The sequence below is a fragment of the Furfurilactobacillus rossiae genome (assembly GCF_013394005.1).
GTDB lineage: Bacteria > Bacillota > Bacilli > Lactobacillales > Lactobacillaceae > Furfurilactobacillus > Furfurilactobacillus rossiae.
This window is the reverse complement of record NZ_CP040586.1, coordinates 1,928,131-1,951,985: the sequence shown is the minus strand read 5'-3', so window position 1 is coordinate 1,951,985 and position 23,855 is coordinate 1,928,131. Positions and strand designations below refer to the sequence as shown.

At 43.2% G+C, this 23,855-nt stretch carries 22 protein-coding genes; 13 read left to right on the top strand and 9 right to left on the bottom strand.

The window, feature by feature from the left end:
* The first annotated feature begins 8 nt into the window (after nucleotides 1-8).
* Both LROSL1_RS09455 and LROSL1_RS09450 read left to right on the top strand, forming a co-directional pair.
* On the top strand, nucleotides 9-1,229 hold the full coding sequence (locus tag LROSL1_RS09455; RefSeq protein ID WP_017261236.1) for an FtsW/RodA/SpoVE family cell cycle protein: 1,221 nt from the start codon (nucleotides 9-11) through the stop codon (nucleotides 1,227-1,229).
* A gap of 23 nt (nucleotides 1,230-1,252) precedes the next feature.
* Complete coding sequence (locus tag LROSL1_RS09450; protein ID WP_178914429.1) at nucleotides 1,253-1,555, top strand: glycine cleavage system H family protein; 303 nt, start codon at nucleotides 1,253-1,255, stop codon at nucleotides 1,553-1,555.
* Nucleotides 1,556-1,640: 85 nt separating this feature from the next.
* On the opposite strand, the gene LROSL1_RS09445 is transcribed toward LROSL1_RS09450, so the two are convergent.
* On the bottom strand, nucleotides 1,641-2,369 hold the full coding sequence (locus LROSL1_RS09445) for a gamma-glutamyl-gamma-aminobutyrate hydrolase family protein (protein ID WP_017261234.1): 729 nt from the start codon (nucleotides 2,367-2,369) through the stop codon (nucleotides 1,641-1,643).
* A 171-nt stretch (nucleotides 2,370-2,540) separates the two neighbouring features.
* On the opposite strand from LROSL1_RS09445, the gene LROSL1_RS09440 reads away from it, so the two are divergent.
* From LROSL1_RS09440 to LROSL1_RS09420, 5 genes are all read left to right on the top strand, one after another.
* The gene (locus tag LROSL1_RS09440; protein ID WP_035143778.1) at nucleotides 2,541-3,527 is read left to right on the top strand and encodes a DUF2785 domain-containing protein; all 987 of its coding nucleotides are present in this window, start codon (nucleotides 2,541-2,543) and stop codon (nucleotides 3,525-3,527) included.
* A 138-nt stretch (nucleotides 3,528-3,665) separates the two neighbouring features.
* Nucleotides 3,666-4,799, top strand: a complete 1,134-nt coding sequence (locus tag LROSL1_RS09435) for a D-alanine--D-alanine ligase family protein (RefSeq protein WP_178914428.1) — start codon at nucleotides 3,666-3,668, stop codon at nucleotides 4,797-4,799.
* 156 nt (nucleotides 4,800-4,955) lie between these two features.
* The gene (locus LROSL1_RS09430) at nucleotides 4,956-5,540 is read left to right on the top strand and encodes a DNA-3-methyladenine glycosylase I (RefSeq protein ID WP_178914427.1); all 585 of its coding nucleotides are present in this window, start codon (nucleotides 4,956-4,958) and stop codon (nucleotides 5,538-5,540) included.
* A gap of 192 nt (nucleotides 5,541-5,732) precedes the next feature.
* Entirely contained in the window at nucleotides 5,733-6,254 is a 522-nt protein-coding gene (locus LROSL1_RS09425) for a GNAT family N-acetyltransferase (RefSeq protein WP_017261229.1), read from the top strand.
* A 47-nt stretch (nucleotides 6,255-6,301) separates the two neighbouring features.
* Nucleotides 6,302-7,171, top strand: a complete 870-nt coding sequence (locus LROSL1_RS09420; RefSeq protein WP_017261228.1) for a helix-turn-helix domain-containing protein — start codon at nucleotides 6,302-6,304, stop codon at nucleotides 7,169-7,171.
* 79 nt (nucleotides 7,172-7,250) lie between these two features.
* Here the strand turns inward: LROSL1_RS09420 and LROSL1_RS09415 are convergent, their stop codons facing one another.
* The 6 genes from LROSL1_RS09415 to LROSL1_RS09390 form a co-directional block, all read right to left on the bottom strand.
* Nucleotides 7,251-7,748: a universal stress protein gene (locus LROSL1_RS09415; protein WP_017261227.1), complete on the bottom strand. Its 498-nt coding sequence runs from the start codon at nucleotides 7,746-7,748 to the stop codon at nucleotides 7,251-7,253.
* Nucleotides 7,749-7,918: 170 nt separating this feature from the next.
* The gene (locus tag LROSL1_RS09410; RefSeq protein WP_017261226.1) at nucleotides 7,919-8,194 is read right to left on the bottom strand and encodes a hypothetical protein; all 276 of its coding nucleotides are present in this window, start codon (nucleotides 8,192-8,194) and stop codon (nucleotides 7,919-7,921) included.
* A 395-nt stretch (nucleotides 8,195-8,589) separates the two neighbouring features.
* The gene (locus tag LROSL1_RS09405; protein ID WP_035143785.1) at nucleotides 8,590-9,864 is read right to left on the bottom strand and encodes a replication-associated recombination protein A; all 1,275 of its coding nucleotides are present in this window, start codon (nucleotides 9,862-9,864) and stop codon (nucleotides 8,590-8,592) included.
* Nucleotides 9,865-10,007: 143 nt separating this feature from the next.
* A complete protein-coding gene (locus LROSL1_RS09400) occupies nucleotides 10,008-10,490 on the bottom strand; it encodes a YueI family protein (protein ID WP_017261224.1) in 483 nt (160 codons plus the stop codon).
* A 148-nt stretch (nucleotides 10,491-10,638) separates the two neighbouring features.
* Nucleotides 10,639-11,247 carry a 30S ribosomal protein S4 gene (gene rpsD / locus LROSL1_RS09395; protein WP_017261223.1) on the bottom strand — a complete coding sequence of 203 codons (609 nt, stop codon included), beginning with the start codon at nucleotides 11,245-11,247 and terminating at the stop codon, nucleotides 10,639-10,641.
* A 205-nt stretch (nucleotides 11,248-11,452) separates the two neighbouring features.
* Nucleotides 11,453-11,923, bottom strand: a complete 471-nt coding sequence (locus LROSL1_RS09390; RefSeq protein WP_178914426.1) for a GAF domain-containing protein — start codon at nucleotides 11,921-11,923, stop codon at nucleotides 11,453-11,455.
* A gap of 198 nt (nucleotides 11,924-12,121) precedes the next feature.
* On the opposite strand from LROSL1_RS09390, the gene ezrA reads away from it, so the two are divergent.
* The 4 genes from ezrA to LROSL1_RS09370 all read left to right on the top strand — a co-directional run bounded on the left by ezrA (nucleotide 12,122) and on the right by LROSL1_RS09370 (nucleotide 17,765).
* Entirely contained in the window at nucleotides 12,122-13,843 is a 1,722-nt protein-coding gene (gene ezrA, locus LROSL1_RS09385; RefSeq protein ID WP_017261221.1) for a septation ring formation regulator EzrA, read from the top strand.
* 443 nt (nucleotides 13,844-14,286) lie between these two features.
* Nucleotides 14,287-15,435, top strand: coding sequence for a cysteine desulfurase family protein (locus LROSL1_RS09380; protein ID WP_178914425.1), 1,149 nt, complete (start codon nucleotides 14,287-14,289; stop codon nucleotides 15,433-15,435).
* Between the two features lie 97 nt (nucleotides 15,436-15,532).
* A complete protein-coding gene (thiI, locus tag LROSL1_RS09375) occupies nucleotides 15,533-16,750 on the top strand; it encodes a tRNA uracil 4-sulfurtransferase ThiI (protein WP_178914424.1) in 1,218 nt (405 codons plus the stop codon).
* 37 nt (nucleotides 16,751-16,787) lie between these two features.
* Entirely contained in the window at nucleotides 16,788-17,765 is a 978-nt protein-coding gene (locus LROSL1_RS09370) for a LacI family DNA-binding transcriptional regulator (RefSeq protein ID WP_178914423.1), read from the top strand.
* 92 nt (nucleotides 17,766-17,857) lie between these two features.
* Here the strand turns inward: LROSL1_RS09370 and LROSL1_RS09365 are convergent, their stop codons facing one another.
* On the bottom strand, nucleotides 17,858-18,730 hold the full coding sequence (locus LROSL1_RS09365) for an IS3 family transposase (RefSeq protein ID WP_017260421.1): 873 nt from the start codon (nucleotides 18,728-18,730) through the stop codon (nucleotides 17,858-17,860).
* Between the two features lie 50 nt (nucleotides 18,731-18,780).
* Entirely contained in the window at nucleotides 18,781-19,473 is a 693-nt protein-coding gene (locus tag LROSL1_RS09360) for a helix-turn-helix domain-containing protein (RefSeq protein ID WP_152323476.1), read from the bottom strand.
* 289 nt (nucleotides 19,474-19,762) lie between these two features.
* Here LROSL1_RS09360 and LROSL1_RS09355 point away from each other — a divergent pair, with 289 nt between their 5' ends.
* Both LROSL1_RS09355 and LROSL1_RS09350 read left to right on the top strand, forming a co-directional pair.
* Nucleotides 19,763-21,124 (top strand): SLC45 family MFS transporter, encoded by a 1,362-nt coding sequence (locus LROSL1_RS09355; RefSeq protein ID WP_161004266.1) that lies wholly within the window; start codon nucleotides 19,763-19,765, stop codon nucleotides 21,122-21,124.
* Nucleotides 21,125-21,561: 437 nt separating this feature from the next.
* A complete protein-coding gene (locus LROSL1_RS09350; protein WP_178914422.1) occupies nucleotides 21,562-23,814 on the top strand; it encodes a glycoside hydrolase family 65 protein in 2,253 nt (750 codons plus the stop codon).
* Nucleotides 23,815-23,855: the final 41 nt, after the last annotated feature.

Here is a 23,855-nt window from a genome sequence, read left to right as displayed (position 1 = left end):
GGCTGCACGTGCAACAGGGACGAACTTCAATTAGCCGCAAAAACAAAGATAAAGATTTAGATTCACGCATTGATTGGGGCATTATTTTTTGTGTACTTATGCTGGCATTGATCGGTATTGCATCGATTTATGTCGCTGCCAGTCATGATACGAAGTCAGTTAGCGTCGTTAAACAAGTTATTACACAGGTCTTGTGGTATGCGATTGGGACTGTCGCGGTCGTGATTTTAATGCAGTTTGATTCCGAACAGTTGTGGAAGCTGGCGCCGCTGGCTTATGGCGTAGGAATCTTCCTGTTGGTCGCGGTGCTCGTGTTTTACAGTCGTGCGTATTATGTTCAGACGGGTGCTCGTAGTTGGTTTGCCATCGGGCCGTTGACATTTCAACCGTCTGAAGTGATGAAACCGGCATATATCTTGATGATGGCGCGGGTAATCACAATGCATAACAACGATCATCCAACGCACACGGTTAAGACGGACTGGTTGTTAATCGGTAAAATGTTCTTGTGGACGCTGCCGATTTTTGTCTTGATGAAGTTACAGAATGACTTTGGGACAAACTTGGTGTTTGCTGCTATCTTTGCTGGTATGGTTCTAGTTTCAGGGGTTACTTGGCGCATCATTGTGCCCACCTTTGCACTCGTTGTCATTGTTGGTGGTGTTGCACTGACATTGGTGCTGAGTGACTGGGGACGGACATTGTTAGGCCATTTGGGTTTCCAGGCCTATCAATTTGCCCGTGTGGACACGTGGCGGCATCCGGCGGCGGACACCTCTAATCAAGGTTATCAACTCTGGCAGAGCATGAAAGCAATTGGATCAGGTGGCCTGTTCGGTACCGGATTTAACGTATCTCACGTTTACGTGCCAGTTCGGGAATCAGATATGATTTTCTCAGTTATTGGTGAAAACTTTGGGTTTGTTGGTGGTCTGTTACTGATCATGCTGTATTTCTACTTGATTTGGCAAATGGTCAGGGTAACGTTTGATACAAAGAATGAATTTTATGCGTACATTGCAACTGGTGTTGTCATGATGATTTTATTCCATGTTTTTGAAAATATTGGGATGAACATCGGACTGCTACCATTAACCGGGATTCCACTGCCGTTTGTGAGTCAGGGGGGATCCGCTTTGATTGGGAATCTGATTGGAGTCGGGTTAATTATGTCGATGCGCTATCATTACACGAGTTATATGTTTAGTAGTGAAGCTAGCTTCAAATAAGTTGATAAAGTGAGGAATAGATTGTGGAAAATGAAAACAAGTATTTCTGGACTAAAAAAGATGGTGACAATGTTCGCTTGGGCTTAAGCAAGGACGCGCAAGACGAATTGGGCAACGTCACTTACATCGATTTGCCTAAGGCAGGTAGCAAATTAGTTGCCGGCGATACCTTTGCTAGCATTGAAGCCGAAAAGGCTGTTTCCGACATGCCAAGTCCAGTAATTGGGACTGTTGTGGAAGTTAACCCAGCGTTAAAGGAAAGCCCCGATGCTTTAAACGGCGATTGGGACGAAGCCTGGTTACTAACACTGAGTGAATCAAAGTAAATTTCCGAGATTAAATAAAAACGTGCTCATGGATGATTAACACTCCATGGGCACGTTTCTGTTTAGAACCATAATGATATGAAATTTAAGCCAGTGTATCGCGAACACTATTTACGAAAGCAGTAAACAGTGCGGCAGCTTGTTGGTTGGTAGCAGCCATCATTTCAGGATGAAATTGAACGGCTAAAATATGCCGGTCAGAATCTTCGACGGCTTCCACAACGCCATCAGCGGCTGTGGCAGTGACAGTCAAACCTGGGGCTACTTTCCTTACGGATTGGTGATGAAAAGAGTTAACCCAAGCTTGTTTGCCATAGATTTGCTGAAGCAAACTGCCATTTGTGGTTGTAATACGATGAACCGGTGATGCCCAATCTGTTGGAAATTGATTATGACCAATAGCGTTAGGTACCTGCGTTGGAATGTCTTGATAATCGGTTCCACCCAGAACCGCGTTGATGAGCTGGATGCCACGGCAAATGCCCAAAATTGGTTTGTGAGCAGCAATAGCGGCGTGAATCAGTCCTTGTTCAAATTGATCACGGTCCCAATCATTTAATTCATTCTGTGGAATCGGGTCCTGACCATAGAGACGGGGACTGACATCTTGACCGCCGGTAAGCAGAATCGCGTCCACACGTTCAACGTAGGCCGCCGCCATCTCTGGGTCTGAAATTGGCAACAGTAGGGGCAGTGCGCCGGCATTAACAAGGGAGGAAACGTAATTCTTTTGTGTATAGTCAACATAGTTGGTACTCATGTGCTGACTGGGGCGAACCAAGTGGTTGGTTCCAATTCCAATAATTGGCTTCATAAATAATCAACTCTCTTTCTAAAAACTGTCTGCGATTAGTGTACCGCAAATTAGTGATTTGTGTGGTTGATTTATGCCGGTGCGCTCAAATGTTAATTGTTCAAACGACATGAGTTGCTTATCGACTTAAACGTCAGTAAGATTGTAACCAGAAAAAGAAATGGGTGAATAATGATGGCAGATGAATTGAAACAGGTTGATGATGTTCGAACACAATTAAGGAATCTTCGTCAACAGGTACAGGCTGGCGCCGTTTTTCAGTCGCTAAACACAAAAATTGGTGCTGTATTGGATAATTTACCAAGTAATGATGAGACGCCAGTTAGTTTGCCTGATGATGCTGATGGCATCAAAGACCTATTAAAGATGTTGAATCAGCAAATTCGGGCGACAACGTTGGATAAGATCACCGATGATCAGTTGATGCAATTATTAAATCACTTAGGGTCACCTGATGTTGATGTACGTGATCGGGGAATTTATTTCTTCTTTAATGATGCGTTGCAACAGCATGTGTTGTCGGATTCTCAGCTACGTTTGGCAGTCAATACGCTTTTGCAGGATCGTGTTTTATTTAATCATATAACTGAACCAGAAAATGAAGCTATTTTTGGTCGGTCATTTGCGGTGATGATTCTATCTTTACTTGCGTATGCGGATCGGGTTGACGCCCATTTTCTAGATGCTGAGACCACGATGAGGTTAGTTGATCAGCTAGCTACCTACATTGCCTTAGAGAATGATACACGCGGGTTTGTTGGGACTTCTGGCTGGGCACACGCCTATACACATATCGGTAACTTACTGGATGAACTAGCGGAAAGCCAGGTCCTTACTCGGGCCGATAAAGTTTTTCTAATGATTGAAATCTTAGAAAAATACCGTCGACTCGGGACGCCACTAATTTTTGGAGAAAGTCGGCGGTTAGCAGCTTATTTAGCGACGGTCGTTAATTTAAACGATTTATACGAGCAGGCCTTTTTGCAGGAATGGCGTCAATGGCGTGTACGTTTGAGCAATACACCTCAGCCAGAGGATGAAGCTGGGTGGACACGACTATTTAACCGATCACGCTTACTATCAGCCATGATTTTGCGTGAAGATTATCCAGAAGAGGTCAGCAACGCAATTAATGCCGAAGTCGACTTCCTTTCGTAGCGGGTTTGAAACTTGGACTGTAACGAGTAAAAAAATCCTTTCTAAACGGGCAAAGTGAGTTGGTGTCACTGATTGATTCTGGTATACTTAAGGTTCACTTACTGACCGGAAAAAAGAAAAGATAGGATGATCAACGTTATGGAAAATAAAAAGCTGCACATTGCGTTATTATTTGGTGGTAACTCGTCAGAACACGATGTTTCAAAGCGTTCTGCGCATAACATTTATGACGCAATGGACAAGGACAAATATGACGTCAGCTTATTTGTGTTTACCAAGGATGGCATTTTGCTAGGCAATAAAGCCTCACATCGTATTTTTGATGGCGAAGATGAGGACTTGGTTGTTAGCGAAGAGATGCCTAAAATTGATTTAAGCAACCCATTGGCACCAATCATGGCACTAAATGAAGTGTCTGATATCGATTTGTTTTATCCTGTTATTCACGGTAATTTGGGTGAAGATGGGACTGTGCAAGGTTTGTTCAAATTATTGAAGAAACCTTACATTGGGAGTAACGTTCTAGCATCCGCACTGGCCTTTGATAAAGACATGACTAAGCGGATTCTGACACAAGCACACGTCCGTAACACGGAGTATGTTGTCATTACACCTGAAAATAAGGATCAAATGGACTATGAAACGGTTGCCGCCAAAATTGGTCGGGTCATGTTTTTGAAGCCAGCAGATCAAGGCTCTTCAGTGGGAATTCATCGTGTAACGAACGCTGATGAATATAATGCTGGATTGGCAGATGCGCTTCAATATGACTTTAAAGTGTTGGCCGAAGAGGCAATCGATGGCCCTCAAGAAATTGAAATCTCGATTTTAGGCAATGAAAAACCACGGGCTTCAAAATTAGGTGCTGTTCGTGTCCCAGATTCAGATACTTTCTATGACTACAATAATAAGTTTGTCGATGCGAGTGGTGTTGTCTTTGAGTTGCCCGTTGTATTGCCGGAATCTTTGACTCAGGAAATCACTCAAATGGCACTGGATGCTTATGTTGCCCTTGGACTTAAGGGGATGGCACGGATCGACTTTCTTGTGTCTAAAGATGGTGTACCTTATCTTAGTGAACCAAACACGTTGCCTGGTTTTACCAACATTAGTTTGTATCCACAAATGTGGGGTGTTTCGGGAATTGACTACCCAAGTTTGATTGATGAGATCATTGATTACGGACTAGCAGAATACAAACGTAATCAGTCCATCAGTTACTCATTTACTAAACTAGGTACGGAACACGTTGGTGAGAAGAAGTTTAACTAGAAATGTTGTGCTATTTGTGCAAATCTTTTTGAAAAATAATTTTAAAACGGAATCCTGTTAAATTGGATTCCGTTTTTTATTTACAAAAAAACAAACTGGGCCGTTTTTACGTATGTTTATTGTGTTGACTAAAAGAGCACTATTGGAGGTTTTTACATGCAACAGCGATGTGGATGGGCAGATCGGAATGAACTGGTTATGAATTATCATGATAGCGAATGGGGCGTACCCGTGTATGAAGACCAATTATTATTTGAACTGTTAAGCTTAGAAGTATTTCAAGCCGGTTTGACGTGGTCGCTAATTTTGTCACGACGATCAGCTTTAAAGAAAGGATTAGCAAATTTTGATATTGATCAACTGGCTGGTTTTTCCATAGCAGATACGCAACTGCTATTGACCGATCCAGCTATGATCCGCAATCGAAGGAAGATCGAAAATGTAATTCACAATGCGCGCCAGTGGCAACAGCAGCAGTTGGGCGAGGCATCACCGGCAGAACAGTTATGGGCTTTGCAACGTCAACAACCGCTTGGATTAGAAAAAGCGAGAAACGATCGAGCAAAATATACATTCATTAAACAAACAACCGCACTTTTTTATGAATGGGGGATTAAGGGAGTTGGACCCAAAACAATCACCAGTTTTCTACAGGCGGCGGGCTTTATCAACGATCATGAAGATAATTGCTATCGTCAAAAAGAAATATATTTATCGGTCCATACCACTGGACGAATTTAAGAAAACATGCGATGATGATAACGGCAAAAATTATCGCGGACATGGAGATGGAAACCGTTCTGACACGCGGCTTCATGAGCCTGACGATGATGGTAAAACGTACATTATTTCACAAAACGTGAATTTTTTACCGCCGGGGTAAAAGTAATTTAATCTTGATGCGACAATCATTTTGGAAGAAGGCGTTTGTGTTTGGGTAACTTTAAATTGCGACTGGCAACGACGGCAGACATGGATCAAATAATGGTGATTATCCGTGGTGCCCAGACGTTTATTGCAAAGCAAGGGTTTGACCAGTGGCAGGATGGTTATCCGGCACAGGCTGATATGTTGGCAGATATTAAGGCGAGTCGCTTGTATGTGCTTGCCAATGACACTCAAATTGCTGCTGTTGCTGCCGCGATAGTTGGGGTTGATCCGAACTACCGGTTAATTGAAGCGGGTAGCTGGTTAATGCCATCTGCTAAATATGCGGCGATTCATCGCGTTGCTGTCTCAAATCGTTTTCGTGGACAGCATCTCGCTGAGACGCTGTTTACAAAGCTGATGGCAACGTTGAGGCGTGATCAAGGAGTTGTGTCCGTTCGTGTTGATACGCATAAACAAAACCAAGTAATGCAACATGTAGTTCAAAAAGTCGGTTTTGAGTATTGCGGTCATATTTATATTGACGGAAATGCACAACGTTTGGCCTATGAGTGTGTATTGAAATAAGTGCATTGCGTCTCGCCTAGTTCAGCAGAATGAATGGGGCAGAAAAGATGAGAATTTTAGGCGCTCGGGTTCGTGCATACCGCAAAGCACGGGGGTTATCGCAGAAAGATTTGGCTAAAAACATTTGTACCCAAGCAACCATCAGTTTGATTGAAAAACGGAATAAAATTCCGAGCATGCAGATCTTATTAAAGCTGTGCAGCCGCTTGGGGATTCAACTAAATGATGTGATCGTTGAGACAGACGATCAGGCTGTCCAAATCTTTCGTGAGGTCGGCTATGCAGTGCGGACTGCTCAGTACCGCAACGCAGAAAGCCGTTTGGATCGTGTGAAGCTGCGAAGTTTGAAAGAGAATGATGAAATTAAGGCTTACTATTATTATCGTGGTCAATTGCAACTGATGAATCACGACAATCCAGATGAGGCTATTTTCAACTTTGGCATGTTGTTAAATGAGTTCAATAATCGCAGTAAGGATATCTATTCACTGATGTCACGTTTGGGATTAGGGCTTGCCTATGCGAAAAAAGGTGAGTTTGATAAGGCAGAACTATTTGTTAATCAAGCCGTTCGCGATTTAGACGAGTTTGATTCAGATAGTCCTGATCTTGTTCAAGATCAGGTATCTTCATATTTACAAGCAGCTAAGTTTTTTCAAGAGATTGGCAAAGATGGTCGTACTTTATCACTTGCCAAGAAGGCGATTAAACTGAGTGAGCAAAATAATAGTTTGTTTTTACTTGAAGATATTTATCAAACAATGGCACTTAGTCAACTCAAGTTGGATGATGGTAAGAACGCACAACAAAATATGTATATTGCCTATGCGTTAGCGTTAGTATCTAAGAATCAGCGGTTGGCTGAGAGTATCACAAATAATGTTGCAAAGTATCAAATTCCACCGTTGGCTTTATAAAATTAAAATAAGAAAAAGATTCAATCCACAGGGAACAACGCGTGGATTGAATCTTTTTTCATTTTGATTTAAATAAAAATTACTTCTTGTTTGTGGCTTGAGCGCCTTCCTTGGCTGAGACAGGCTTGTTAGCTAAATCAGTCCGAACAACTAAGACATCACAAACTGCGGCACGAGTGACATATTCGGTAACAGAACCGATTAATAAGCGTTCAACGGCATTCAGTCCCGTAGCACCAATCATAATCAAATCAGTATTGAGCTCCTTGGGCACCTCTTGTGCAATGATTGACTTTGGTGCGCCATACTCGATTGAGTATTCACACTTAACGCCGGCCTCTTTGGCTTCGGCAGCATACTTATCGAGTGTTTTCTTGGCCGTTTCAGTAACTTGTTCAACCATGGTTGTGTCAAAACTTGAGATGTTTTGGAAAGCACGGGTATCAACAACATGGAGTAAGTGCAACTCGGCATCGTCACCATTTCGTTGTGTAACCGCGACAGCCTTCTTAAAGGCCAATTCAGCTTCACGTGAACCATCGATTGGAACTAAAATCCGTTTGTATTGTTGTGCCATGAAATTCACTCCCCTTTATTTTCTACCTTTATTCTACTGTAAACCGCTTGAAAACAAAAGTGAAAGCGCTGTATTTTCATTCAAAAATCCGTTTTTGCGTGCGATTTATAATAAACAAGGAGACAAATTTGGGAAGAGTGTTAAGGAAAGACCACTAACTGCTATGGCTGCTAGTTTATAAAACGGACGAGCGTTAATCCGAGTAACATCCCTGATAGGCAACCGATAATCAAAGCGATTACCATCACAACAAGACTAAATACGCCTGCGATAGCTAGCAGTCCGACGATGAACAATTCGATGGACCAAAAAGTGAGTAGTGTGCCAATTTGTGGATGACGTTCAGGTGTAAACAATAAAAAACCTGTTTGGCGGTGAAGCCAGAGATAACCACTGATGAAAAAGAAAATGAGTGCAAAAATGCAGATTAAAATTTTTATTAACATATTCTTACCTCGCGAGAGTTAATTATAAATGACTCGGACCTAAAACGATAGAGGTGAATTTTTTTCATTGTATCTAAAATTTGGCGATTCAAGCAAAAGAAAAACGCCAGCCTCTAGGAGACTGACGTTCCAAAGTATGCACTTTGATGAAAACTAGTGATGCCGACAACCGGCTCTTCAGAGTTGACCCGCGACAAGGCAGGTGGGCGTGGCTGTTAAGGCTTCTGATTACCAAGAGAAAAGGCCTATCATAGGCGATACTAGAGTCACACCCTAAGTAAAAAGACTGTAAGGCAACACTGTAAGTTGAGCCTTGCGTACATCTTAGAATTCATATTGAGCATAGCATGATTTTTTTAAAGACGCAATTATTAGTGTTGGCTGTTTGAAAAACATTATTTTTTATTCTTGGCGGATAATGGATGTCCACTAGCTGCCATTAATCGAGTATATTGTTCACCCAGCGCAGTTTCGTAGCGACCATTGTTCTTAGGATGATAATAGGTTGCGTTCGCCAAATTATCTGGCAAATACTGCTGCCTTACCCAGTCATTAGGAAAGTTATGTGGAAATTGATAGTTTACGCCGTGGCCCAGCTTAGCGGCACCTTTATAATGGGCATCTTTTAAGTGAGCGGGAATATCACCGCTTTTGCCGGCGTTGACATCAGCCAGCGCACTGTCGACTGCGCTGATGCCAGAGTCTGATTTGGGAGACAAACAAAGCTCAATCACAGCGTCTGCTAGGGGAATTCGTCCCTCCGGCAAGCCCAACTGTTGAGCTGCCGTGACGGCTGACACAGTATGGGCAGTGGCGGGAGGATTGGCTAGCCCAATGTCTTCATAGGCGATGACGAGAAGTCGACGGCAGATGATAGTCAAGTCACCAGCGGCAATTAAACGGCTCATGTAATGTAGAGCCGCATTGGTGTCTGAACCGCGAATTGATTTTTGAAAAGCAGAAATGACATCATAGTGGGCGTCACCATCTTTATCAGCAGACAGGGCTTTGCGCTGCAAACATTCTTCAACAATAGGAAGTGTGATGTGGACAGCTTTATCATCATCAGGATCAGTAGATTGAACTGCTAATTCTAATGCATTAAGCGCGCTACGCAAATCGCCATTAGTGGCGCTGGCAAGGTGATGGCGGGCATTTTCATCTAGATTGACCTTAATCTTGCCCAAACCATTTGACTCGTCAGCAAGTGCGCGGTCGATGGCGGTTTCAATATCTTCGGGAGTGAGGGGATAAACTTCGAAGATTTGGGTACGGCTACGAATGGCAGGGTTGATGTTGATATACGGATTTTCAGTGGTCGCCCCGATAAGAATAATGGCGCCGCTTTCTAAAAGTGGTAGCAGAAAATCCTGTTTAACTTTGTCTAAACGGTGAATTTCGTCTAGTAATAAAACCACTGTGCCGCTCATTTTAGCTTCTTCGGCGACAATTTGAAGTTCTTTTTTGCCATCAGTCGCCGCGTTAAGCATTCGGAAAGCATATTTAGTTGATCCGGCAATAGCACTTGCAATACTTGTTTTACCGGTGCCAGGTGGACCATAAAGAATCATGGAAGAAAGCAGTTTCGCTTTAACCATGCGGTTAATGATTTTTCCAGGACCAACAAGATGTTGTTGGCCCACGATATCTTCAATGCGTTTAGGACGCATGCGATAAGCTAAAGGTTGCAAGGTGTTCCTCCGGTTAAAAGAAATGGTAAGTTACAGTTACGTGTGTGATCTAGTGACATAAACGCACTGAGTTCCCTGGGAGGGAAGCCAGTGCGTTTATAAAGTGAATTCAGTAATAGTTTTCATTTATTGAATAACCGCTGCCAAAAACTTGTTTTTCTTACTGGCTGGGATTGCTCATTATCAGATGAAGTTTGACCAGCATATTTTTTGGCAATATCGACAGGATTAACGTCAATGGCAGTTTTGGCGGTAACAACTAACGCCAAGTCATCGTCACCAATTTTATATTCCGGATCATTTTTAATTGTAAATGAGACCGCATGCATTGTTGTAGCTCGGATGTAAGGGCCTAAAACGTCCTGACCTAAATTTCCGTTCATCAACACGGTATTATTAACTTCGTCTCGTTGACTGAGGTCGTTGCCGAACGCAGTGAGGTAATCGCCACTCTTAAGTTGAGCAACGGTCATGGTCAGTGCAACGCGTTCACGAAATGTTCCCAGATAATGACGCTGTTCGTCTGGGTTGATTTTTGGAGTACCATAAATTGCATTTGAAAGGCGTTGGTTCGTATCACCGTCTGTGCCATGATTATCAGCCATATCAATACCTCCCCAGTTGATTTCTCACTGGCTAGTATAACATAATCATTATGTGTGACTATGCATTTGGAGCTTGTAACTGGTTAAAAAGGGCATAGAAAAAACCGATGAGCGAGCCCACCGGTTTTGAAAACAAGAAGTAAGAAAATTACAACTTGTTGTAGTATTCAACGATTAATGATTCGTCAATATCAGCATCCAGATCTTCACGTTCTGGCAAGCGAACTAATGAACCCTTTAAGTTGTCAGCATCGAACTCAACGTAAGCTGGGCGACCAACAACGGCTTCAACAGCGGCTTGGATAATAACTAATTTCTTTGACTTGTCACGAACGGCAATTTCTTGGCCAACTTTAACTTCGTATGAAGGAATGTCAACACGTTTGCCATCAACAGTGATGTGACCATGGTTAACCAATTGACGAGCTTGACGACGAGTAGTAGCCAAACCTAAACGGTAAACCATGTTGTCTAAGCGACGTTCCAACAGAACGAGGAAGTTAGTACCATGCGTGCCCTTACGGATTTTACCAGCTTTAATGAACAAGTTAGCAAATTGACGTTCAGTCATGCCGTAGGTGAAACGCAACTTTTGCTTTTCACGTAATTGTGTACCATATTCTGAAACCTTACCACGACGACCTTGACCATGATCACCAGGGGCGTAGGGACGACGAGCTAATTCTTTACCTGTTCCTGAAAGTGAAACGCCTAAACGACGTGACAATTTCCAGGAAGGACCTGTATAACGTGACATTTAAATGTCCTCCAAATAATTTGTTTGGAGTAAAATATGCGAAGTGTAGGCTCGGTATTCGTGCAGGTTGTTTTGCAATGTTCACCGGAGCAGCCCCGGGTACTAATTGAACCAACGATGGCACTAGGCAATCGCCGGCACCAATCTGTTGACGAGCTTACCACCTACTGCTGCAAATTTTACAACTGAAATAGTATACCGTGATTTAGGCGGTAATGTCAAGATGGCTTACCAGAACCTGGGCAAATGCGGTTAGTTCGGTCACGTCTTCATCGCTAAAACGATTTAATGTTGGCGAGTCTAAATCCATGACGCCAATTTTAGTGTCATTTTTCGTTAATGGAATCACGAGCTCAGCATTGCTGGCAGAATCACATGCAATGTGGTCGGCAAACTCGTGAACATTTGGCACAACTTGCACTTCTTGGGTAGTCAACGCTGTGCCACAAACACCACGGCCTGGTTTAATATGAACACAAGCGACGTTTCCCTGAAACGGGCCCAACAGAAGTTCATCGTCAGCTGGGTGGTATAGGTAGAACCCGGCCCAGTTGAGATCAGGAATCGTTTGTTTCAATAAAGCAGATGCGTTTGCTAAATTTGCAATTAAATCGTGCTCGTCAGTTAAGAGGGCGTCTAATTGCTGATTTAATAGGGATTTCGTTGTTTCAGACATGTGATCCTCCTTGGGTAAGACCTAAAAAAGTATAAAGTCACAGAAACGTAATCTAAAGCGAAAAACTGGCTATGCTATACTTTTCATTAGTTAGTTACGTTTCAATTAGTGATATTTCAATTTGATGACGTACATTTTAATGATTTATTTCAAAAAAGCAAGCAATCAATGGCTTGCAAACGGGGATGGACGTGCAAAATGGTTCAAGTTTTAATTGGCATCATCATTCTAGCAATTATCTTGTTTGGAGCGGTCTTTGCGTTCCAAAAAATAACGGGTCGGCGAATTCAAGCGCTGAAGGATCGACGCGAAGATCTACGTCAACTTCACGTGGACAAACAAGTTGAGACCGGTCATCAATTGAGCTTGACGGGCCAGTCGTTGACTGCTTTCAATGGGTTAACAGATGAATATCAGGGCGTGGAAACAAAAACGTTACCACAAATTGATCAGGTTATTAATCAGTTAATGGTTGACGCGCGGGGCATTAACTTTGTTAAAACCCGTAATGAATTGCAACAAGCGACTGACTTACTGGACGACGCGACGGATAAGTTGACGCATGTTCAGGGTGGCCTCGAGGCATTAAAAAAGGTCGACAGTGATCACCGAGCTGCTGTTAATCAATTGGAAAAGAAGTACCAAGATTTGCGGAAGGTACTCTTGTCGCAGAATTTAAGTTTTGGTCCTAGTATAGATAAGTTAGAACACAATCTTGCTGAACTCGAAGATCAGTTTGATGAGTTTACAAACTTATCTCAACAGGGCGATCATGTTGCTGCCCAAAAAGTATTGGATCAGTTGACCGAAGGAACGGATGACTTGGATCATTTGATCGATACCATTCCACCACTGTACCGTGACTTAAAGAGTGGTTTCAATGATCAACTGAACGACATTGTTGACGGTTACCAACAGATGACTTCGCAGAATTTTGTGTTTGGCAATGTAGATATTCCCGGTCAAGTAAACCGGATTAAAGGTGAAATTCAGACTGCCAATCAACATTTAGCCGATTTAGATGTCGCCACAACGACCGCTGATAATCACAATATTGAAGTTCAAATTGATGATTTATATGCAGTCCTTGAAAAAGAAGTTAAGGCCAAGCCTGAAGTTGATGATCAAAACGAAGAGTTACAAGCTTTCTTGGCACACGCCAAACAACAAAATCGGGCCCTTCAGGTTGAGCTGGATCGACTTGGACAAAGCTATGTCTTGAATCATGGTGAGGTCGACAACGCGCAGGCGCTGGCAACGGAAATTGAAAAAATCGAAGAATACTATCGTACGGATGTCAATGCATTAGCAACGCATACCGATAGCTACTCCAACATTCAACAGCATCAGTTGGATCAGCTACAAACCCTGACACAAATTGAACAGCAACAACGTCAAATCAATGATGGTATCAAAGGATTGGGAGCACAGGAACAGAAGGCACGACAACGTTTCCAGCAGTTTGATAACCAAATGCACACCATCAAACGTCAGTTAGAGAGTCTGAATCTACCTGGTCTGCCCAAGGACTACTTGGATTATTTCTATGTTGTCAGTGATGAAGTAGAGAAACTGGGTGGTGCTCTGAGCCGAACTCAGATCAATATGGAAGACGTGACCAAGCAGTTAGTGATGATTCAGGCCGACTTGGCTACCTTAACGGAAAAGAGTAATGACGTTCGTGACAGCGCAGTGCTGGCTGAGCAATTGCTTCAATATGCTAACCGTTACCGCAATTCGGATGAAGAAATGGTTGCGGCCAGTCAGCGCGCTCAGCAGCTGTTTGATCGCGATTATAAGTATTCCGAGTCATTAGAGACAATTGCTAACGCACTGGAAAAGATTGAGCCAGGCGCGTACAAACGAATTGAAGATAGTTACTATGGTGATCAGCCGGAAACGCCGACTTCACAAGCGTAACCAGACTTTCCACTTCAAATGAGATGAATTGTTTCATGAGAGTTAATTGAAAATGCCGATTGTCTGTGCAGAGTATGCATGGACGATCGTTTTTTCGTTACAACAGGAACAGTCACAAACGTGCGGCTGCCGACATTAACACGTTCGTTTCGCGATGAATAATGAGGTGATCGATGATTCATAATCGGATGGGAATAAGACATGTCTTGTATGGAGTTAACTCGCACTCGCTGAGCAATGTTTGCGTCAGTGTAATGGCATTAGGTTGCGTAATGCCTGCCATAGCGAAGTCTTAGATAATTAGCTGAATTCTCTTTAAAAAGGGATTGGTGAGCATTACTGGAGTGAATGGACAGATGTTCGCATGAGGGCGGGCAAACGTGATATACTGATTCAAGTTTTTAACTCGAGTCGAACCGAATTTAAAACGAGGAAGGGACAACATGATTTACTTTGATAACAGCGCAACGACAAAGGTGGCACCATCTGTTTTGGAGACATACTCCAAAGTCAGTCAAACCATTTGGGGCAATCCGTCGTCTTTGCATAATTTTGGTGAACAAGCCTATAACTTACTGGAACAGTCTCGTCAACAGATTGCCGATTTGTTAGGCGTTAAGTTGAGTGAAATTTTATTTACCAGTGGTGGTACTGAAGGTGACAACTGGGTCGTTAAGGGTACCGCAATGGAAAAACGGGCGTTTGGTCGCCACATTATTACTTCTTCTGTGGAACACCCAGCAGTGCACAACTCTATGGAACAATTGGCACAACTTGGTTACGAGATTACGTATTTACCTGTTGATGAAGAGGGTCGCGTCAGTGCAGCCGATGTGAAGGCGGCAATTCGACCAGATACGATTTTAGTCTCTGTGATGGCCGTTAATAATGAAGTTGGCAGTATCCAACCATTAAAGGATATTGCAGCCGTTTTACAGGATTATCCAACGATTCACTTTCACATTGATGCTGTACAGGGCATTGGTAAAGGTATCTCTGATTTGATTTTTAATGACCGTGTTGACTTTATTACTTTTTCCGGTCATAAGTTCCATGCACCTCGTGGTATCGGCTTTATTTACGCCCGTTCTGGTAAACGAATTGCGCCATTGATGACCGGTGGTGGTCAAGAACGTAATTTGCGTAGTGGGACAGAGAATTTACCTGCAATCGCGGGTATGGCTCGTGCACTACGTTTGTTACTCACAAATGAAAAGACCAATGTTGCAAATGAACGGGCAGTGCGCAGCCGAATTTTGAAACACATCAAAGATTTTCCAAAAGTCACGTTGTTTTCACAGGACAATGATCATTTTGCACCGCACATTTTGTGCTTTGCTATTGAAGGAGTTCGTGGCGAAACGATTGTGCATGCTTTTGAGGATCATGATATCTACATTTCAACAACGAGCGCTTGTTCTTCCAAGAAGCATTTGGCCTCGAGCACGCTTAAAGCAATGAAGGTGCCAGATCAAATTTCAACCAGTGCTGTTCGTGTAAGTTTGGATGAAAACAATACGTTAGCTGAAGCAGATACATTTAATCAGGTGTTCGATCAATTATATGAACAGTTTAAGAAAATTAATAGCTAGGCGATTGAGTGACTTTGTTACAAATAGTAGGCACGTAATTAGCTGCTAATTTTGCTTAACAAAAAGGTAATTGAAGACAAATAAGGGAGGCTCGTTAATGCAATATGATGAAATAATGGTTCGCTATGGCGAATTATCAACAAAGGGGAAAAACCGCAAGTCGTTTATTGACCGTTTAGGTAATAATGTTCGTGGCGTGCTCCATGACATTCCCGACGTGAAGGTGCATCCTGACCACGACAGAATGCACTTAACACTTAATGGTGCAGACTCAGCGTTAGTGATGAAGCGGTTGAGCAACGTTTTTGGGATCGAAAACTATTCACCGTCCGTTAAGGTGGATCTGGATCAGGCGCTGGTTGACCAACAAGCCATTGATATGGTTAAAGAGCAATACAAGCCAGGCATGACGTTTAAAATCGATACACGCCGTTCTAATCACCATTTTGGTTTGAGCACGTATGAGATGAACGACCACCTTGGTGGCGTCATTTTAAATGCTTTTGATGATATTCATGTCCAGATGAAGCAACCGGATTTAACGCTACGGGTTGAAGTGCGTAATAACGGGATCTTTCTGTCTAGTCAAACGTTTGCTGGTGCCATGGGAATGCCTGTGGGAACCGCTGGTAAAGGGATGATGATGTTGTCAGGAGGCATTGACTCACCAGTTGCGGCTTACCTAGCGATGAAACGTGGCGTGCAAGTCGAAATGGTGCATTTCTTTAGCCCGCCATACACGAGTCAACAGGCACTGGATAAGGCCATGGAATTAACGGCTAAGTTGACGGCCTATACTGGCAAGATTCGGTTTATTCAGGTGCCATTTACCAAGATTCAGGAAGAAATCAAGGAGAAGGTTCCTGAAGGCTATCTGATGACGGTGCAACGTCGCATGATGTTACGTTTGACCGTTGCTTTGGCAGAAAAACGCCACGGGCTAGGCATTTTTAACGGCGAATCTCTTGGTCAGGTTGCGTCTCAAACGATGGAAAGCATGCTGGCTATTAATGATGTGACGACCATGCCGATCTTACGTCCGGTGGTCTCAATGGATAAGAATGAAATCATTGATGTTGCCAAGAAGATCGATACGTTTGATCTGTCGGTGTTACCGTTTGAAGATTGTTGTACGATTTTTGCCCCACCAGCACCTAAGACAAAGCCAAACTTGGATCGGACGCGTGAGTTTGAACAGCGGATCGATGTCGAAGGGTTGCTCGAAGAAGCATTGGCTGGTGTCAAAATGACGGAGATTCATCCTGGTGAAACTTTCTTAAATCAACAAGAAGACGTATTCGCCGAACTGCTATAATAATAAAAAAGATTATTTTGAAAAGTCAGGTGTAGGCATGATAACGATCAGGGATATTGCAAATCAAGCGGGGGTGTCGGTTTCAACGGCATCGCGAGCTTTGAACGATAATCCACGGATTTCGGCGGCTACAAGACGACGCATTCAGTCGCTAGCGGCACGTTTGGGATACGTCCCCAACTATAACGCGAAGAGTTTAACCCGTGGTGAAGCAAATGTGGTCGGTGTCGTGTTCCCACCCAGTCAAAGTAGCACGCAGGGTAACCCGTTCTTTATTGATGCTATGCGTGGCATCAATAGGGTGCTGACACAACGGCAGTATGTGCTGTCAGTTGCGATTGGTGAAACGTCTGATGACGTTCTGACCAATGTGTCAGCAATGGTTGATCAGGCTAAAGTTAAACGTTTTGTGTTACTATATTCCCACGAAGATGATCCTGTTGCCGATTACTTGCGGTTAGCTGGACTACGGTTTGTCATTGTTGGTCAACCAAGTGTTAGCCACGATGATGATTATGTTGACAATGACAATGTGGCTGCTGGTGAGGCAGGAGCGACGTATTTGATTGATAAGCTTCACGCTAATCGCCCTGTATTTGTGAGTTCCGCAGTAGATTGGCCGTACGAACAAAATCGTCGGCAAGGCTTTAAACAGATTGCTACTAAGCGTGGTGTGCCAACCGTTGAAACGCAGTTGCCACGTGCTGATGCACCGATTGCTTCGATAACCGAATGGCTTGAGAATCATCCCAATATTGATGGTATTTTAGCCACGGATGATCTAATTGGGCTATCGTTTTATCAACGTTGGCAGCATGTTCATCCGGACGTACAGGTGCCATTGGTCAGCTATAACCGATCGATTTCGTTGCCGTTACCAAACGTCAATTTTCATTCAATTGATCTGTATCCTGAACGGTTGGGTGCTGCTGCGGCTGAACTGGTTTTTCGCAAGCATTCAACGGAAGCAGGTCACGAGAATCGAATCATTCTGCCGTTTGAACAGTTGAACTAATTAACGCGTTAAAAAATTGAAAGCCATCGTTATGGTGACGCCGTATGCAGGTGGACATGACCCAGTCAAGTAAACAGTCGAAATAATATAAATTAACTTGCTTTGCGAACGGTCTGATTCCGATATTCATTCGGAGTCAGGCCGTTTAGTGTTTCTTGCGGACGACCATTGTTATACCAGTCGATCCCAGCGTCGACTAAGGCGACAAGTTCTTTGAACGTGCCGGCCGGTCGTAGATCAAACCATTCATCTTTGATATGACTCCAAAAGGTTTCCATGGCGCCATTATCAATAGGTTTACCACCACGAGACATACTGTGTGTGATGTGATGTTGACGTAATTCTAAGTCATAGATTCGAGCTGTATACGCAGAACCACGGTCAGTATGTAACAGTGGTTCTGCGTCTGGGCAAGTTTCTAAGGCCCGGTGTAATGTGATAGTCACAGCCGCCGCTGTTTCTGTGTCACTAAGATTATAGGCAATGATTGAATGGTCATAGAGGTCTTTAATGGCACTTAGTTTCACTTTGTTAAGGGTATCTATGCCGTACTGTAATTCAGTGCAGTCGGTAACCCATCGTTGGTTTGGTTCGTTAGCGGAAAACTTACGGTCAAGGATGTTTGCGGTAATGACTTCAGCTTTCTGGGACTTACGGTCAACCTTCGCTTTACGAATTGAAGCGGTCATGCCGTGAGCATCCATCAAGCGATACACACGCTTGCGATTAACGTGAAACTCAGTTTCACGGTTAATCAGCCGTGTCATTCGTTGTGAGCCATAGATGCCATAGTCACGAGCTTCACGTTCTTCAATGAACTGCCAAATGACTTCATTATCAAGCTCACGTTGATTAGGCTTTCGGTGTGTCCATTTGTAATAGGCGGCGCGCTTGATACCTGTAAGGGCACAAAGCTGTTCGATGACATAAGGTTTGTGCGTTCGTGGATTAGTTTGTTCAGACAATTCCTGAATCGCCTGATAACGTTCGATTCGGGTTACTGGGTGTAACCAATCTATTGATTCCTCCTTTGAATCTCCCGTAATTTTTTTGCCAAATCTTCACGTGTTTCTAAGAAGTCATTGCGCTCTTCCAGCTCTTTGATGCGCAACTCTAAACGCTCTTTTTCGCTTAGCTCCTCAGGTTCACGATTTAGTCGCTTTCCACGACGATCCTGAAGCGCATTAATCCCATCCTTCTCGTATTTACGTACCCATGTGTAAACCTGTTGATAGGACACGTTAAAATGATTGGCAGTTGTGTGATAATCCTTCTCATGAGCGAGGGCATATTGTGCGATTTCAATACGTTCTTGATAGCTGGTGGTTCGACCTTGTTTCATATGGGTTGTTTGTCCTTTACTAGTGGCTTTGATTTCCTTGCCATTAGTATACTGATTTACCCACCTTCGTAAAACAGAAGTAGAACTAATCTGATACTTTTTAACGATATCTAGTTGAGACAGTCCATTGACTAAGCGATCATGAACTGCGGCATTCTTTGTATCTTGCGAATACCGTTTCCATTCATGACTTGGTTCAAGCGCTTTAAAATCTTCTAATTGTTCAAGGTCAAGCCACTTTTTAAGTGTTACAAATGCGATTCCAAAGTCCTTGGTGAATGCCCTCATGCTTTTGCCTGAGTGTTTGAACTGATAAAGAGTGTCTAGCTTTTGTTCAAGACTATACGAACGTCCTTGTTTTTCCATACAAAAATCCCCTTAGAAATAGATAGACGATTTATTATTTCGTCTGTCTACTCTAAGGGGACAATAACAAGGTGTTACGATAGCGATGGCTTTTATTTGTGACTGATAAAGTGAGACTGATAGACAGTTTTATAAATTAAGACAAGTAAGTAAAAAAGTTTAAAAAACTTTTGTGCAAACGGTTGCATTTTATTGTAAGCGGTTGCATAATGAATATCGATTAATCAACGTTGCTCAATAACAACGCATTTGCAATTATTGGTTTTATTTTTGAAATGGAGGAAGCAGCATGGCAGAGAATAAGTCGTCATCGCAGAGCGTCGATAAAAAGCATAAATTACCGACATTACCTGCTAGTGTTATTTGGATGATCAGTTTTGGTTTTCTTGGGGTCCAAATGGCCTTTTCGTTACAGAGCTCAAACATGGGTCGGATTTTCCAAACGATTGGGGCAGATCCAACTAAATTAGGGGCATTCTTTATCTTGCCACCGTTAGCTGGGTTAGTTGTTCAACCATTAGTTGGTTATTACTCAGACCGGACCTGGATGCCTAAACTTGGTCGCCGGATTCCTTACTTGCTAATTGGTGCCATTGTGGCGGTTATTGTCATGATGTTATTGCCAAATGCTGGTAGTTTTGGATTTGGTTATGCATCACTGACAGCACTTTGGTTTGGTGCTATTACCATTTTGTTCATGGATTTATCCAGTAACGTTGCGATGCAACCATTCAAAATGATGGTTGGTGACATGGTCAACGATGACCAAAAAGGTTTTGCATACGGTGTTCAAAGTTTTCTTTCTAACACAGGTGCCGTTTTAGCTTCTGTCTTTCCGTTTTTATTGACAGCACTTGGTGTTGCCAACACAGCTAAAAAGGGTGTTGTACCACAATCTGTTGTTATTTCATTCTATGTTGGCGCGGTTATCCTGATCATTTGTAGCTTATTCACGGTTTTCCGTGTGAAGGAATACGATCCTGCTACATACGCGCGGTATCATAACATTGATGAAAATGCTAACAAGAAGAGCGAAAACATGTTCAAGTTGTTAGCACATGCGCCTAAAGTATTCTGGACTGTTACGGTCGTCCAATTCTTCTGTTGGATGGGTTTCCAGTATCTATGGACTTACGGTACTGGTGCGATTTCTAAAAATGTTTGGCAGGCAGTTAACCCAGCAAGCGCAGGGTATCAGGCCGCTGGTAACTGGTTTGGTTTAATGTCAGCCGTTCAATCACTTGCTGCTGTTGTATGGTCACTTGTTATTGCACGAGTACCAAACAACTTGCACAAACAAGCTTACTCTTTAGGACTTGCCTTAGGAGCCGTTGGTTTTGGATCAGTATTCTTTATCCACAATCGCTGGTTATTAATTGTTTCATTTATTTTAATTGGTATTGCTTGGGCTTCAATGATGGCCTTCCCATTCACAATTCTGACAAACGCACTTTCTGGTGCCAACATGGGGACCTATCTTGGATTATTCAACGGTTCAATTTGTTTGCCACAGATCGTTGCCAGTGTGCTTAGTTTTGGTTTGTTCCCACTTTTGGGTTCATCCATGCCTGTTATGATTTTACTTTCCGGTATTCTATTATTAGTTGGTGCGCTTTCAGTTGGTATCGTTCACGAAACGTATGCGGAATAAGAGTGATGCCGAAGCCCTGGGAGAAGTTGAGCAATAACGTGAAAGACGTAGCATTCGGTGGGGTTTCCGAATGAAACGACTTTCATGTTATGCACAGACTTCTGGGCGACAGGTGCACGTTTTAGAAGAGTGATGCCGAAGCCCTGGGAGAAGTTGAGCAATAACGTAAAAGACGTAGCATTCGGTGGGGTTTCCGAATGAAACGACTTTCATGTTATGCACAGACTTCTGGACGACAGGTGCACGTTTAGAGTGATGCCTAACTTCGGGTGAATCCGAGCAATAAGAAACAAGACGGAGAATTCGGTGATTTTCCGAATACTTCGGCTTGTGGCTTATGCACAGGATTCAGAAGTTGGGTGCACGTTTAGAGTGATGCCGAAGCCCAGTTTGCACTGAGCAGAGAACAATATATGTGAGAAGGGACGAATAAAACTATGAAACAAACGTTTGACATTGAACCATGGAACGTCGTAACTCGTAAATTTGATCCAGAGGACAAGCGCCTACAGGAATCGATGACCAGTCTTGGTAACGGTAATATGGGGCTCCGCGGCTTCTTTGAAGAAGATTACAGTGGCGATACTTTACCTGGTATTTATCTTGGGGGCGTGTGGTTCCCAGATAAGACACGTGTTGGTTGGTGGAAGAATGGTTATCCTGCTTACTTTGGTAAAGTTATCAACGCAGTTAACTTCATTAAGGTCAATGAGGTGATTAATGGCGAAAAGCTTGATTTGGCCAAAGATCAAGTGAGTGATTTTAAACTTGATTTGGACATGCAACATGCTTTGTTGACCCGGACATTCACCGTGACGAAGGGTGCAGCTAAGTTAGCTTTCACGTTTGAACGGTTTGTTAGTGCTGCACAAAAAGAGTTAGCAGTTATTCGAGTTAGTGTTAAAAACGTGGGCGATCAAGCCGTTAAGCTAGAATTAAACTCATCGTTGGATGCTGACGTTCAAAACGAGGACGCCAATTACGACGAACGGTTCTGGGATGTACTGAATCTTGGCGGTACCAGTGACCAAGGCGAAGTGGTGACCAAGACCAAGCCAAACAATTTTGGCACGCCTCAATTTACTGTTGGGATGCAAATGACCAATAAGAGCACGTTGCCAGCTGTTGAAAGCGGTGTTCAAACAGCAACTGAAGTTACGAATGAATTTGGCGGTGAATTGGCTGCTGGTGAAACGGCTCAGTTGGAAAAACGTGTGATTGTGGTAACATCACGTGATTACGATGACCAAATTGCTTTGACGGCAGGAATGCACGACTTGACGTCAGACATTAACAAGCAATCATTTGATGACCTTTACCAGGCACACACAGCCGTTTGGGCTGACCGCTGGACAAAGAGTGATGTTTCTATTGAAGGGGACGTTGGTGCGCAACAAGGAATTCGCTTTAACCTGTTCCAGTTGTTCTCAACGTACTATGGTGAAGATTCACGGTTGAATATCGGACCAAAGGGCTTCACTGGTGAAAAGTATGGTGGTGCTACCTACTGGGACACGGAAGCGTTCGCCGTTCCCGTTTATCTCGGTGTAACGGATCAAAAAGTTACCCGCAATCTGTTGATGTATCGTTATCAACAATTGGATGGTGCGTACCATAATGCAAAGATGCAGGGACTTAAAGGTGCCTTGTTCCCAATGGTTACGTTTGACGGTATTGAATCACACAATGAATGGGAAATTACGTTTGAAGAAATTCACCGTAATGGTGACATTGCGTTTGCGATATACAACTACACGCGTTACACGGGCGACAAGAGTTATGTCTTACATGAAGGCAGTAAGGTGTTGACGGAAATTTCCCGCTTCTGGGCTGACCGTGTTCACTTCTCCAAACGTAATCAACAGTACATGATTCATGGTGTAACAGGTCCGGATGAATACGAAAATAACGTCGACAACAACTGGTACACAAACTATTTGGCTCAATGGACGTTGAAGTACACGTTACAGGTATTGCAAGAGGTTGACGCTAAGCAGGCGGCTGATTTAGCCGTTAGTGATGAAGAAAAGAAGCAATGGCAAGATATCGTCGATAAGATGTATCTGCCACACGATGATAAACTTGGCATTTTCGTTCAACACGACGGTTTCCTTGATAAGGATATCGAACCAGTCAGTGCGATTCCTGCTGACCAATTGCCAATTAATCAACACTGGTCATGGGACAAAATTTTGCGGTCCCCTTACATTAAGCAAGGGGATGTCCTACAGGGTGTTTGGGACTTTATCGATGACTTTACACCTGCGCAAAAGAAGGCCAACTTTGATTTCTACGAGCCATTAACGGTTCATGAATCCAGCCTATCCGCAGCAATCCATTCAATTTTGGCCGCTGATCTGCATTATGAAGATAAGGCTGTTGAAATGTATGAACGCACATCACGCTTGGATTTAGACAACTACAATAATGATACGGTCGATGGTTTGCATATTACATCAATGACTGGTAGCTGGTTAGCAATCGTTCAAGGTTTCGCTGGCATGCGGGTTCGCGATGATGAGTTACACTTTGCACCATTCTTACCGAAAAAATGGACGAGTTACCAATTCCGTCAACTGTTCCGCGGTCGTCTGATTGAAGTTCATGTGGATGCAAACGGGACAAACGTTAAACTGATTTCTGGTGATCCACTGACGGTTTCGGTTAATGACAAGGAAGTTAATTTGTAGTCAGTTTTAACGCCCTTTAGCAGAGACAGTTGCTATTGGTT

What these genes read in the sequence shown, in the direction of transcription:
- LROSL1_RS09400 (WP_017261224.1), bottom strand. Translation starts at nt 10,490, where the DNA reads ATGGCTGATAATCATGGCACAGACGGTGATACGAACCAACGCCTTTCA.
- LROSL1_RS09420 (WP_017261228.1), top strand. Translation starts at nt 6,302, where the DNA reads ATGAGAATTTTAGGCGCTCGGGTTCGTGCATACCGCAAAGCACGGGGG.
- LROSL1_RS09415 (WP_017261227.1), bottom strand. Translation starts at nt 7,748, where the DNA reads ATGGCACAACAATACAAACGGATTTTAGTTCCAATCGATGGTTCACGT.
- LROSL1_RS09370 (WP_178914423.1), top strand. Translation starts at nt 16,788, where the DNA reads ATGATAACGATCAGGGATATTGCAAATCAAGCGGGGGTGTCGGTTTCA.
- LROSL1_RS09360 (WP_152323476.1), bottom strand. Translation starts at nt 19,473, where the DNA reads ATGGAAAAACAAGGACGTTCGTATAGTCTTGAACAAAAGCTAGACACT.
- LROSL1_RS09390 (WP_178914426.1), bottom strand. Translation starts at nt 11,923, where the DNA reads ATGTCTGAAACAACGAAATCCCTATTAAATCAGCAATTAGACGCCCTC.
- LROSL1_RS09440 (WP_035143778.1), top strand. Translation starts at nt 2,541, where the DNA reads ATGATGGCAGATGAATTGAAACAGGTTGATGATGTTCGAACACAATTA.
- LROSL1_RS09410 (WP_017261226.1), bottom strand. Translation starts at nt 8,194, where the DNA reads ATGTTAATAAAAATTTTAATCTGCATTTTTGCACTCATTTTCTTTTTC.
- rpsD (WP_017261223.1), bottom strand. Translation starts at nt 11,247, where the DNA reads ATGTCACGTTATACAGGTCCTTCCTGGAAATTGTCACGTCGTTTAGGC.
- LROSL1_RS09405 (WP_035143785.1), bottom strand. Translation starts at nt 9,864, where the DNA reads ATGCGTCCTAAACGCATTGAAGATATCGTGGGCCAACAACATCTTGTT.
- LROSL1_RS09445 (WP_017261234.1), bottom strand. Translation starts at nt 2,369, where the DNA reads ATGAAGCCAATTATTGGAATTGGAACCAACCACTTGGTTCGCCCCAGT.
- LROSL1_RS09355 (WP_161004266.1), top strand. Translation starts at nt 19,763, where the DNA reads ATGGCAGAGAATAAGTCGTCATCGCAGAGCGTCGATAAAAAGCATAAA.
- thiI (WP_178914424.1), top strand. Translation starts at nt 15,533, where the DNA reads ATGCAATATGATGAAATAATGGTTCGCTATGGCGAATTATCAACAAAG.
- LROSL1_RS09380 (WP_178914425.1), top strand. Translation starts at nt 14,287, where the DNA reads ATGATTTACTTTGATAACAGCGCAACGACAAAGGTGGCACCATCTGTT.
- LROSL1_RS09435 (WP_178914428.1), top strand. Translation starts at nt 3,666, where the DNA reads ATGGAAAATAAAAAGCTGCACATTGCGTTATTATTTGGTGGTAACTCG.
- ezrA (WP_017261221.1), top strand. Translation starts at nt 12,122, where the DNA reads ATGGTTCAAGTTTTAATTGGCATCATCATTCTAGCAATTATCTTGTTT.
- LROSL1_RS09430 (WP_178914427.1), top strand. Translation starts at nt 4,956, where the DNA reads ATGCAACAGCGATGTGGATGGGCAGATCGGAATGAACTGGTTATGAAT.
- LROSL1_RS09350 (WP_178914422.1), top strand. Translation starts at nt 21,562, where the DNA reads ATGAAACAAACGTTTGACATTGAACCATGGAACGTCGTAACTCGTAAA.